The 12,386-nt window shown below is 62.9% G+C and carries 8 protein-coding genes; 6 read left to right on the top strand and 2 right to left on the bottom strand.

The window, feature by feature from the left end; genetic code table 11:
• Window positions 1-2: 2 nt before the first annotated feature.
• From FHX11_RS08745 to FHX11_RS08730, 4 genes are all read left to right on the top strand, one after another.
• Entirely contained in the window at window positions 3-1,292 is a 1,290-nt protein-coding gene (locus tag FHX11_RS08745; RefSeq protein WP_184357034.1) for an Hsp70 family protein, read from the top strand.
• 55 nt (window positions 1,293-1,347) lie between these two features.
• Window positions 1,348-2,238, top strand: a complete 891-nt coding sequence (locus FHX11_RS08740) for a uracil-DNA glycosylase (RefSeq protein ID WP_184357033.1) — start codon at window positions 1,348-1,350, stop codon at window positions 2,236-2,238.
• A gap of 141 nt (window positions 2,239-2,379) precedes the next feature.
• Window positions 2,380-2,571, top strand: a complete 192-nt coding sequence (locus FHX11_RS08735) for a hypothetical protein (RefSeq protein ID WP_184357032.1) — start codon at window positions 2,380-2,382, stop codon at window positions 2,569-2,571.
• 55 nt (window positions 2,572-2,626) lie between these two features.
• Window positions 2,627-2,788 (top strand): hypothetical protein, encoded by a 162-nt coding sequence (locus tag FHX11_RS08730; protein WP_184357031.1) that lies wholly within the window; start codon window positions 2,627-2,629, stop codon window positions 2,786-2,788.
• A gap of 104 nt (window positions 2,789-2,892) precedes the next feature.
• Here FHX11_RS08730 and FHX11_RS08725 read toward each other — a convergent pair whose 3' ends face one another.
• The gene (locus FHX11_RS08725) at window positions 2,893-3,768 is read right to left on the bottom strand and encodes a hypothetical protein (RefSeq protein ID WP_184357030.1); all 876 of its coding nucleotides are present in this window, start codon (window positions 3,766-3,768) and stop codon (window positions 2,893-2,895) included.
• A 435-nt stretch (window positions 3,769-4,203) separates the two neighbouring features.
• Here FHX11_RS08725 and pepN point away from each other — a divergent pair, with 435 nt between their 5' ends.
• The gene (gene pepN / locus FHX11_RS08720) at window positions 4,204-6,852 is read left to right on the top strand and encodes an aminopeptidase N (protein ID WP_184357029.1); all 2,649 of its coding nucleotides are present in this window, start codon (window positions 4,204-4,206) and stop codon (window positions 6,850-6,852) included.
• Between the two features lie 229 nt (window positions 6,853-7,081).
• Entirely contained in the window at window positions 7,082-9,397 is a 2,316-nt protein-coding gene (locus FHX11_RS08715) for a PAS domain-containing sensor histidine kinase (protein WP_184357028.1), read from the top strand.
• A 1-nt stretch (window position 9,398) separates the two neighbouring features.
• Here FHX11_RS08715 and FHX11_RS08710 read toward each other — a convergent pair whose 3' ends face one another.
• Complete coding sequence (locus FHX11_RS08710) at window positions 9,399-12,356, bottom strand: bifunctional [glutamine synthetase] adenylyltransferase/[glutamine synthetase]-adenylyl-L-tyrosine phosphorylase (protein ID WP_184357027.1); 2,958 nt, start codon at window positions 12,354-12,356, stop codon at window positions 9,399-9,401.
• Window positions 12,357-12,386: the final 30 nt, after the last annotated feature.

Here is a 12,386-nt window from a genome sequence, read left to right as displayed (position 1 = left end):
GCATGGCTCGGGCGCTTGGTTTCGACTTCGGCACGACGAATACGGTTCTGGCGCTGGCCGACGGGCCTGCGACGCAATCGGTGGCCTTTACCAGTGCCGCCGGCACCGCCGACAGCATGCGCACGGCGTTGTCCTTCATGAAGGACCCCGGATTGGGGGCCGCGGCGCTGAAGGTCGAGGCGGGGCACGCCGCCATCCGGCAGTTCATCGACAATCCCGGCGACTGTCGCTTCCTGCAATCGATCAAGACCTTTGCGGCGAGCGCCCTGTTCCAGGGCACGCTGATCTACGCAAAGCGCCATACGTTCGAGGACCTGATGGAGATCTTCGTGCGCCGGCTGCGCAGCTATGCCGGCGATGGCTGGCCGGCCGACGTCTCGCGGATCGTCACCGGCCGACCGGTGCATTTCGCCGGTGCCAATCCGGATGCAGCACTTGCGACGGAACGCTACAACGCGGCGCTGACCCGCTTCGGCTTTCCGGAAATCCATTATGTCTACGAGCCGGTTGCGGCCGCCTTCTATTTCGCCCAGCATCTGAAGAAGGACGCGACCGTGCTGGTTGCCGACTTCGGCGGCGGCACGACGGACTATTCGCTGATCCGCTTCGAGACCCATGCCGGCCGGCTGACGGCAACGCCGATCGGCCATTCCGGCGTCGGCATCGCCGGCGACCATTTCGACTTCCGCATGATCGACAACATCGTCTCGCCGGCGATCGGCAAGGGCAGCTTCTTCAAGAGCTTCGACAAGCTGCTCGAAGTGCCGAGCTCCTACTATGCCAATTTCGGCCGCTGGAACCAGCTTTCGATCTTCAAGACCTCGCGCGAATATGCCGACCTGAAAAAGCTGGTGCGCAGCAGTCTCGAGCCGGAAAAACTGGAGACCTTCATCGATCTCGTCGAGCATGACGAAGGTTATCCGCTCTATCAAGCGGTGTCGGCGACGAAGATGGCGCTGTCGGCGGAAGAGGAAGCCGAGTTCAATTTCGCGCCGCTCGGCAAGGCCGGTCGCAAGACGGTGCGCCGCAGCGATTTCGAAAGCTGGATTGCCGAGGACCTCGCCCGCATCGAGGCGGCACTGGACGACGTACTGACGACCACCAATACGTCACCCGAGGGTATCGACAAGGTGTTTCTGACCGGCGGCACCTCCTTCGTGCCGGCGGTGCGGCGCATCTTCACCGAGCGCTTCGGGCAGGAGCGGATCGAGACCGGCGGCGAATTGCTGTCGATCGCCCATGGTCTCGCCCTGATCGGCGAGCGCGACGACATCGGCCAGTGGACGGCGTGACGACAAAGGGCTTCTCGCCCTTTCGTTCTCGCGCCACTTTGGCTAGACTTCGCCCATGATTTCCGCCAGCGACCTCACCCCGGCCGAACTTGCCGCCCTTCTGCATTTCCATGCGGATGCGGGCGTGGATTGGCTGCTCGAGGAAGAGGCCGTCGACCGTTTTGCCGAGTTCGAGGCGATGAAGGCGGCGCGCCAGGGTGCGCGGGCGACCCAGCCGCGTGCCGAAGCGCCGCCCTCCGCGACGCGACCGGCACAACAGGCCGAACGCCGCCCGGCGGCGGCTCAAACGGCCGCACCGGCGGCGTCCCCCCGCAATAGCCCTGCCATTCCCGACGATCAGGCCGTGGAGCAAGCCCGTTTCGCGGCCGAAAGCGCGCGTTCGCTCGGTGAGCTGAAGACGGCGCTTGAAGCTTTCAGCAGTTGCAATCTGAAGAACAGTGCCCGTTCGACCATCTTCGCCAGCGGCAGCGCCGCGGGGCGGGTCATGGTGATCGGCCCGATGCCGAGCGCTGACGATGATCGCGAAGGCGCGCCCTTTGCCGGTCGAAGCGGGCAGTTGCTCGACAAGATGCTGGCCGCCATCGGCCTCAAACGCGACGACATCCTGCTCACCAATGTCATTCCATGGCGGCCGCCGGGCAATCGCGCCCCGTCGGCGCCGGAAATCGAGATTTGCCGCCCCTTCATCGAACGGCAGATCGCGCTTGCCGAACCGCAAGCGCTGCTGCTGCTCGGCAACTTCACGGCGCGCCATTTCTTCGAAAGCGGCGAAACCATTCATGGCCTGCGCGGCCAGTGGCGGGAGGTGACGATCTCCGGTCGGACCATACCGGCGATCGCCAGCCTCCATCCCCAGGAATTGCTGACCGCTCCGATCAACAAGCGCTTGGCCTGGAACGATCTCCTGGCCTTCAAAGCCCGTATCGAAGCCGGAAAGATCGGTTAATTTTTCATCACAATTGAGAATGATCGAAACATTGCCATGCATTCCATGCATGGCAGTAATTCCAAGTGCGTGCATTGCAAAATTGATGCTGCACTGCAATATAGACGTGTGTCTTGGGAGGAATCATAAGGAACCAAGGCCGTGACTGCACGCTTTCGCCCAATCCATTGCGGGTTTGATACCCTTCGCCGCGCCATCGAACCGGTGCGCACCATTAGCGGCCGCCGCGGAGTCGGCATTGCCGCCAACGAGCAGATGGTTGCTCGCGGCACCGGCATTTCCGCGCGCGTTGCCCGCCCCACCGCCGTCTTCGCCGATTTTCGCGCCTGCTGATCGGCGAGACAAAGTCGGCATCGCATAGCAAACGTTCATTCTGAGAGGTTGTTTCGTGTCTGCAGGATTTCGTTCATTCATCACCCTTCTCGATACGGTCGGCCATATCGGCTCGGCCGTACGGGCAGCGGAAGAATTCGAGCGTTCCCGTAGCCTGCACAGGGCTGGGAAGCGCCAGCCGGGCTCCGCATGCGCGGCGACCGGCATCCCCTTGTAAGATTTGCCAAAAGGGCGGGATCATCGATCCCGCCCTTTTGTTTCGGATTTTCATCAGCAATTTTCATGACGCACGCGCCGGGCCAGCCCGGCGTTTTTCTTTGATCACCCCTGCGCCGCCGCATCTGTGACCACCGATTGCGCCCACTCGAACGCCTCGTCCACCGCGGCGAACTTCACAGCCTGCCAGGCGCAATATTCATTGAGAAAATCGCGAGACATCCAAATTCGCATCTTCCTCGGTTCGTCGTACCAGCCGAGGGAACCATAGTCTGCGGATTTGCGCAGAAGCCGTTGCAAATGCGTCCGCGACATCATGAACTGCGCCGCGATCGCGCGCGTATCGATGCGGCCGAGATCGATGCGGCCATCCGTTTCAGCGCTCGGATCCAGCCGGGACACGAGATTGTCCACCACCAGACCGCCTGCCTCCGTCCAGAGAAACATGCCGACCCGCTCCGGCGGCTCCCGCCATGCCGTTGCCTCCAGACAACGACGCGCCATGCGCGGCTGCGCCAGATCGATCAAATCCGGATAGGTGGCCAATGCCACCGCGCGGCTGCCATTATCAAGCAGGTCGAGGGCCGCCAGGTTGGCAAGATACCAATCGAACATCGCGGTGCGGCTGACCTCGGTCGGTTCATAGCGCCGTGGACGACGGACGGGGCCGGCGGCAGGCGCCAGAAAACGATAGGTCAGCAATTCCTCGATATAGGTCAGCACCGTGTTGCGGCTCGCGACGCGATATTGGGTGATGATATTGCGCAGCTTCACCGCGGTCAGGCCGGAACCGGAAACGGTCGGATCATAGTCGAGATGCAGCGCATAGGCCGTCTGGGTCAAAAGCCAGCGCTGATGCGAGGACAGCAGGCGCGCCAGGCGCGGCCCGCTGTCATAGCGTGCCCGCAACGCCTCCGCCAGAAAGCGCAGGGACGATACGAATTCGGGATGGCGAGCAAGCTGCTCGGCGGAAAAACTCAATCGGGCCTCCTCATGGCGCCCTTCCTAAATACCAATGCGAAGAAAATTGACTGGTTTTAACACAAGGCCGCTAGCATTGCGTACAGCAATGGCACAACATAGCATGCTATAATCATGCGAATATGCTGTCCACGCAAGAGTTTAAACAGAAATTTACCTTTTCATCGTGGTTCCGCGGCCATTTGTCTCTCTCAGCGAGCAGGATGGCGACCAGAGGTATTGGTCATCAAACGCAATCGCGCCGGCCAGCGGTATTCCCTGACATTTGCCTTCGACCCGACGGAAATGCAGGCATGTTACTGTCGCAAATTGTGACAACAAGTCGACATGACTTTAACTTTGGTTCAGATTTCGATGTAATGATGCTGCGGATTTCCCTCCGGAGCGCCGCTCCGGAGCAATGCCCGCCGCAGCAAAGCCCGATCAGGATAGACCATGCGAACAGACACCGGCCAGGTCATTCACCTGGCAGACTACCGTCCCACCGACTTCGTTCTGGAACGCGTGGACCTTACCTTCGAGCTGGACCCGACCGAGACCAAGGTCGAGGCGCGGCTGATCTTCCATCGTCGCGAGGGCATCGACCCGAAGGCGCCGCTGGTGCTGGACGGTGACGAACTGGTCCTGTCCGGGCTGCTGCTCGACCAGGAGGAGGTCCCGGCCAAGCAATATACGGCAACGCCGGAAAGCCTGACGGTCCGCGACCTGCCGGAAAGCACACCGTTCGAGCTGACGATCACGACGATCATCAACCCCGAGGCCAACACGCAGCTGATGGGGCTCTACCGCACCGGGGGCGTCTACTGCACCCAGTGCGAGGCGGAAGGTTTCCGCCGCATCACCTATTTCCCCGACCGGCCGGATGTGCTCGCGCCCTATACGGTCAACATCATCGCCGACAAGGCCGCCAACCCGCTGCTGCTGTCGAACGGCAATTTCCTCGGCGGCGCCGGTTACGGCGAAGGCAAGCATTTCGCCGCCTGGTTCGATCCGCATCCGAAACCGAGCTATCTGTTCGCGCTGGTCGCCGGCGATCTCGGCGTGGTCGAGGACACGTTCGTCACGGCGTCCGGCCGCGAGGTGGCGCTGAAGATCTATGTCGAGCATGGCAAGGAGCCGCGCGCGGCCTATGCTATGGATGCGCTCAAGCGCTCGATGCGATGGGACGAGGAACGCTTCGGCCGCGAATATGATCTCGATATCTTCATGATCGTCGCCGTCTCCGATTTCAACATGGGGGCTATGGAGAACAAGGGCCTCAACGTCTTCAACGACAAATACGTGCTTGCCGATCCGGAAACCGCGACCGATGCCGACTATGCCAATATCGAGGCGATCATCGCGCATGAATATTTCCATAACTGGACCGGCAATCGCATCACCTGCCGCGACTGGTTCCAGCTCTGCCTCAAGGAAGGGCTGACCGTCTATCGCGACCATGAATTTTCCGCCGACCAGCGCTCGCGGCCGGTCAAGCGTATCGCCGAGGTGCGCCACCTGAAATCGGAACAGTTTCCGGAAGACGGCGGACCGCTCGCCCATCCCGTGCGTCCGACGACCTATCGCGAGATCAACAATTTCTACACGACCACGGTCTACGAGAAGGGCAGCGAAGTCACCCGCATGATCGCGACGCTGCTCGGCCGCGACCTGTTCAAGACGGGCATGGATCTCTATTTCGACCGCCACGACGGACAGGCCGTGACGATCGAGGATTTCGTCAAATGCTTCGAGGATGTCAGCGGCCGCGACCTCACCCAGTTCTCGCTCTGGTATCATCAGGCCGGCACGCCGCTGGTCACGGCCTCCGGCACCTATGATGCCGCCGCCAAGAGCTTCACGCTGTCACTGGAGCAGATGCAGCCGGCCACGCCCGGCCAGACGACCAAGCAGCCGTTGCACATTCCGCTGCGCATGGCGCTGATTGCCGAGAATGGCACGCTGCTGACGCCGTCATCGGTGACCGGCGCGGAACTGACCGACGACGTGCTGCACCTGACGGAAAAGGCGCAGACCGTCGTCTTTCACGGCATTCCTTCACGGCCCGTCCTGTCGCTCAACCGCAGCTTCTCGACGCCGATCAATCTGCAATTCAGCCAGGGTCCTAAGGATCTGGCGCTGATCGCGCGCTACGAAACCGATCATTTCGCCCGCTGGCAGGCGCTGATCGATCTTGGCCTGCCGAACCTGCTGCAGGCGGCCCGTGATGCTCGTCAGGGCGTCAAGGTTCGCTGCGATGCCGCCTTCATCGACGCCCTGCTGGCGGCCGCGAGCGACGACGCGCTGGAACCGGCCTTCCGCGCGCAGGTGCTTGCCCTGCCGAGCGAGGCCGATATCGCCCGCGAACTCGGCGGCGACAACGATCCCGATGCGATCCATGCCGGCCGCCAGTCCATCCTGCGGCAGATCGCCGAGGCCGGGAAGGATATCTTCGCTGCGCTCTATGACAGCATGCAGACACCCGGCCCCTTCAGTCCCGATGCGGCCAGCGCCGGGCGCCGGGCGTTGCGCAATGCCGCCCTCTCCTATCTCTCGCAGTCGGACGACAGTCCGGCCCGCGCCAAGGCGGCCTATGACGCCGCCAACAACATGACCGATCTCAGCGCCGCACTGACCATCCTCGCCCATCGCTTCCCCGAGACGGATGAGGCAAAGGCGGCGCTCGCGAACTTCCACGACCGTTTCGCGGAAAACGCGCTGGTCATCGACAAATGGTTTTCCATCCAGGCGACGATCCCGGGCGCCGCGACGCTGGAGCGCATTCAGGCATTGATGGAAAATCCGCTTTTCAAGCGCACCAACCCGAACCGCATGCGCGCGCTCGTGGGCACCTTCGCCTTCGCCAACCCGACCGGCTTCGGCCGGGCCGACGGCGCCGGCTACCGTTTCCTCGCAAACGAAATCCTCGATATCGACCAGCGCAACCCGCAGCTTGCAGCGCGCATCCTGACCTCGATGCGCTCCTGGCGGCTGCTGGAGCCGGTTCGCGCCGACCATGCCCGCTCCGCTCTGGTGCAGATCGAACGCGCCGGCGGCCTTTCGACCGACGTTCGCGATATTGTGGAGCGCATTCTCAAGGACTGATTTTGTCCTTGCCATTCAACGATGACGGTGGGTGATTTGCACCCACCTTTTCACCTTGGACGAGTCCCGCATGCGGACAACCTACCCTTGCGCGCAGGAAAAGCGCTGAAATCACTTATGGTTAACAAAGTTTTACCGGACCCTCTGGACAAGGCGAATCACGAGTGATTCATTAAGGCAGATTCGGGCGAGCGGCGCAGCGAATCACACGAGGGACAAGGCTAGAGCGATGGTGGACGTGCGGCGGGCAACCGCGGCCGATGGACGGCTGCGTGTTAATTTCGACGGTCTGAAATCCTGGCATAGCGGTGTTGGCGATCGAGCAGGAATGCGAGCGGAGACGATTTCCCGCCGCTTCCCGCAGACGGAACACATTCTGAAGCGGGTCATTCCCGTTCTCATCGTCTCCTTCCTGATGGTCGTCGCCGCCTCGCATTTCTTCAGCATGGTGACCGAGCACGGGCGCATGGCGGCCGCGGCCCGCCAGACCACATCGCTTTCCATTGCCGCGGCGGCGGCGGCCTTTGCCAACGATGCCAGCCTGTTCAGGGCCGGCGATCGTGACGGGGCTGAACGGAAACTTTCGACCTACCTTCCGCAGGATCGGCTCGATACCGGAACCTTCGTGCTTCTCGTCCAGGCCAGCGGCCGCGTTTTCGGTGCATCGGCGGCCGGGTCCAACTATATCGGCCTGACGATCTCCGATTTCTTTCCCGAGGTTTCGGCCATCAGGAGCTTCGGCGACCATGCCGGCGTGATCGAGACGATGATCGACGGCGCGCCCTATTACGCAGCGATCTCTTTGATCGGCGACAAGGGAGACTTCGTGCTCTCCGCCGCCTCGATGGAACAGATCGAAAAACTCTGGCGCGATGAGCTGACCCTCAACGTGACGCTTTTCGCCGGCATCTCCTCCATCCTGCTCGTCATCCTCTATGCCTATTACACGCAGGTGAAGCGGACGCGGGACGCCGACGAGATCTTCCTCGAATCCAATCTGCGCGTCGAAACCGCGCTGTCTCGTGGCCGCTGCGGCCTGTGGGATTTCGATTTCGCCAGCCGCGAATTCTTCTGGTCGCGGTCGATGTACGATATGCTCGGCCTGCCGGCAGCCGATCGGCCGCTGTCGTTTGCGGATGCGGAGCAGCTCATGCATCCCGACGACAACAGCCTGCATGCGCTGGCGCGCTCGATCACCCGCGGCAACGCCGGCCAGGTCGATCAGATCCTGCGCATCCGCCATGCCAAGGGACATTACGTCTGGATGCGCGCCCGCGCCCAGGTCATCCGCACGCATTCCGGCCGCGTCCACATGATCGGCATCGCCATGGACGTCACCGAGCAGCATCGGCTGGCGCAGCGCTATGCCGAGGCCGACCAGCGGCTGGCGGATGCGATCGAATGCACCTCGGAGGCCTTCGTGCTCTGGGACAAGAACGACCGGCTGGTGATGTGCAACGGCCATTTCCAGCAGGCGTACGGCCTGCCGGACAGCGTGCTGGTGCCGGGCACCGAGCGCGCGGTGGTGAATGCCGCCGCGGCACGCCCGGTCATCGAGCGGCGCATCGTCGACCCCGGCCGCGTCAGCCATTCGCAGACGACGGAAGTGCAGCTCGCCGATGAGCGCTGGCTGCAGATCAACGAACGCCGCACGCGCGACGGCGGCCTGGTGTCCGTCGGCACCGACATCACCCAGCTGAAGCGCAACCAGGAACGCCTGCGCGATTCCGAGCGCCGGTTGATGGCGACGATCAACGATCTCTCCGCCTCCCGGCAGATCCTCGAACGGCAGAAGGCGGAGCTTTCGACCGCCAACACCAATTATCTCGCGGAAAAGGAACGCGCCGAGGCCGCCAACAAGGCGAAATCGGAATTCCTCGCCAACATGTCGCATGAGCTGCGCACGCCGCTCAACGCCATTCTCGGTTTCTCGGAGATCCTGCAGGACCAGATGTTCGGCCCCCTGGGATCGTCGCGATACAATGAATATGCCAAGGATATCCATGACAGCGGCAAGCATCTGCTGAACGTCATCAACGATATTCTCGACATGTCGAAGATCGAGGCGGGCCATATCAAGCTGTCCTGCGAAAAGATCAATCTCGCGCCCCTGATCGAGGAATGCCTGCGCTTCACCGCCATTCCCGCCGCCTACAAGAACATCGTGGTCGAGCAACGCATTTGCTCCGGCATCAAGCTGACTGCCGACCGCCGCGCCATGAAGCAGATCCTGCTCAACCTGCTCTCCAATGCCGTGAAGTTCACCAATGATGGCGGCCGCATCGCGGTGCGCACGCGCAAGGTCGAGGATGCCGTCATCCTGACCATCGCCGATACCGGCATCGGCATTCCGAAATCGGCCCTCAGCAAGATCGGCCAGCCCTTCGAACAGGTGCAGAACCAATATGCCAAGAGCAAGGGCGGCTCGGGCCTGGGGCTTGCCATCTCACGCTCGCTGACCTTGCTGCATCACGGCCGGATGCGCATCCGCTCGCGCGAAGGGATCGGCACCGTCATCGCCATCCGCATTCCCGACCAGGGGTAAGTCAGGCTTTCACGACCGACTGGAAGATCTTCCGCACCGCTTTCGACAGCCGTTTCAGCTCAGCCTCCAGCGTGCGGATATCAGGGCAGTCGCCGGCGCGGCAGACGAGTTCGATCAGGCCGGACGGAGCCTTGGCCGGATCGAACGGACCGTCGACGCAGAGCCGGATCAATTGCGACAGCTCCGTGTAGAGATGCAGCGCTTCCAGGCACAGGTCCAGATCGTTGCGATCCATCAGGCTGGCGCCCAGCAACTTCAGCGCCTCGCCGGTGCTGAGCCCATTGGCGTCGATGCCGACGCCGCGCGCCGGCGCGATCAATCTCAGATATTGCGCGATGAATTCGATATCAACCAACCCGCCGGACACGAGCTTCATATCCCAGATGCTCTCGGGCGGTTTTTCCTGTTCGATCAGCTCGCGCATCTCCGCGACATCCTTGGCGATCCTGGCGATATCGCGCTTTGTCGAGAGCACCTCGCCGATGATCCGCTCGGCATTCAGCACCAGTTCCTCGTCGCCGCAGAGGAGCCGGGCGCGCGACAGCGCCATATGCTCCCAGGTCCAGGCCTCCTCGCGCTGATATTTCTCGAAGGAATTGATGCGGGTCGCGACCGGGCCCTTGTTGCCGGAGGGACGGAGCCGCATGTCGACCTCGTAGAGCACGCCCTCCGCTGTCGGCGCCGATAGCGCGGCGATCAGGCGCTGCGTGATGCGGGTGAAGTAACGCGTCGCGTCCAGCGGCTTCTCGCCCGAGGATTCGGCAGCCGTATCGTCGTAATCGTAGAGCAGGATGATATCGATGTCCGAGCCGGCGGTCAGCTCGAAGCTGCCGAGCTTGCCCATGCCGACGATGGCGACGCGGCCGCCCGGAAAATCGCCATGCGCCGCCCGGATCTCCTTCAAGACTGCGTTCAACGCCGCCTCGACGATCAGATCGGCGAGATAGGTGAAGGCGCGCGCCGCCATGGCACCGCCGATCGCGCCGGTCAGCAGGCGAATGCCGATCAGGAAGCGCTGCTCGGAGGCGAAGATGCGTAGCCGGTCCAGCACCTCCTCATAGTGCCGGGCCGGCACGAGGAAGCTGCTGATACGCTCGGCGAGATAATCGCGCGTCGGTAGCTCGGCCATCAGGCCGGGGTCGAGCATGCCGTCGAAGACATGCGGCTTGGCGGCGATGATCTCGGCAAGCCGCGGCGCCGACGACATGATGTTGACGATGAGGGAAAGCAGCGCCGGATTGGTGCTCAGCAGCGAAAAGAGCTGGATGCCGGCGGGCAGGCCGGAGATGAAGCTGTCGAAGCGCAGCAGCGCCTCGTCGGCCCGCTTGCTCTCGCCGAAGACGCGCAGCAACTCCGGCGTCAATTCGGTCAGCCGTTCGCGCGCCTCGACGGATTGCGTGGCGCGATAGCGGCCGTAATGCCATGTGCGAATGACGCGGGAAATGTCGGAGGGGCGCTCGAAGCCGAGGCGGCGCAGGGTCTCCAGCGTATCGGGATCGTCGCCCTGACCGGTAAAGACGAGATTGCCGGTGCCGGCCGAAAGTCTCGCCTCCTGTTCGAACAGGCGGGCATAGCGCCGCTCGACGGCCTTCAGTGTGGCGACCAGCGCCTCGGAAAAGCTGGAGATATCGGCAAAGCCCATCATAAAAGCGATACGCTTCAGCTCGCCATCCGTTTCGGGCAGAAGATGCGTCTGCTCGTCGCGCACCATCTGGATGCGATGCTCGACATCGCGCAGGAACCAGTAGGCCTCGGTCAGCTCGTCGCGCGTTTCCGCATCGATCCACTTCGCCTCGGTCAGCCCCGCCAGTGTTTCTTCGGTGGCGCGGCTGCGCAGCGCCGGCATGCGGCCGCCGGCGATGAGCTGCTGCGTCTGCACGAAGAACTCGATCTCGCGAATGCCGCCACGGCCCAGCTTGACGTTATGACCCTTGACCGCGATCGCGCCATGCCCCTTATGCGCATGGATCTGCCGCTTGATCGAATGAATGTCCGAGATCGCCGCATAGTCGAGATATTTGCGGAAGACGAAGGGCACGAGATCGCGGATGAAGGCCTGGCCGGCGGCGATGTCGCCCCCCACGGCGCGGGCCTTGATGAAGGCGGCGCGTTCCCAGTTCTGCCCCCTGCCCTCGTAATAGATCATGGCGGCGTCGACGGGGATGGCAAGCGGCGTCGAGCCGGGATCGGGGCGCAGGCGCAGATCGGTGCGGAAGACATAACCGTCGGCGGTGCGCTCCTGGAGGATACGCACGAGCCGGCGCATCAGGCGCGGAAAGATATCGATGGCGTCATCGGGATTGGCGACGATGCCGGCCGTGTCGTCGAAGAAGACCACCAGATCGATATCCGAGGAATAGTTCAGCTCCCCGGCGCCAAGCTTGCCCATGCCGAGAACGATGAGCCCGGAGCCACGGCTCGGCTCGGCGGGATCGGCAAGCGTGACCTTGCCGGCCTCGTGCGAGGACAGCAGCAGATGGTCGACCGCCGCCGAAATCGAGGCTTCGGCGAGCAGGCTCAGCCAGCGCGTCGTCTGCCGTCCATCGAAGATGCGAGCGAGATCGGCAAGCGCGATCAGGAAGGCGGCACGGCGCTTGGCGACGCGCAGGCGGCTCATCACGTCCGATTCCGAAGGAGACGACGCCTCTCCCTCGACCGGCAACCAGGCGCGGCGGGCTTCTGCCACCAGCATTTCGATCTGCGGCGACAGCGGTTTCTCGATGGCTGCGACGAGCAGCGCCGGATCGAGATTGGCGGTTTCGCGCAGATGCGGCGACAGCGTCAGCGCCGCCACGATGAAATCACGCAAGGGGCCGTCGCCGTCCAGAAGTGCTGCAATGGCCGGTTCCGACCTGGCGATATCCTTGAGATCGGCGAGCGCCGCCTTCAGCTCCGCCTGATTGAGCGGGCGCAGCCGCCCCGGCGGAACATTCCGCAGCCAATCGCCATCCGTCGTCATGCAATTCTCCCCAATAGCAATCCGATGGAG

Origin of the sequence: Rhizobium sp. BK602 (assembly GCF_014195095.1) — a bacterium.
GTDB lineage: Bacteria > Pseudomonadota > Alphaproteobacteria > Rhizobiales > Rhizobiaceae > Rhizobium.
Note: the sequence above shows the minus strand (reverse complement) of the source record. Positions and strands in the feature narration are given on the sequence as shown.

Coding starts and splice junctions, on each gene's coding strand:
- pepN (WP_184357029.1), top strand. CDS start 4,204: ATGCGAACAGACACCGGCCAGGTCATTCACCTGGCAGACTACCGTCCC.
- FHX11_RS08715 (WP_184357028.1), top strand. CDS start 7,082: ATGGTGGACGTGCGGCGGGCAACCGCGGCCGATGGACGGCTGCGTGTT.
- FHX11_RS08740 (WP_184357033.1), top strand. CDS start 1,348: ATGATTTCCGCCAGCGACCTCACCCCGGCCGAACTTGCCGCCCTTCTG.
- FHX11_RS08710 (WP_184357027.1), bottom strand. CDS start 12,356: ATGACGACGGATGGCGATTGGCTGCGGAATGTTCCGCCGGGGCGGCTG.
- FHX11_RS08745 (WP_184357034.1), top strand. CDS start 3: ATGGCTCGGGCGCTTGGTTTCGACTTCGGCACGACGAATACGGTTCTG.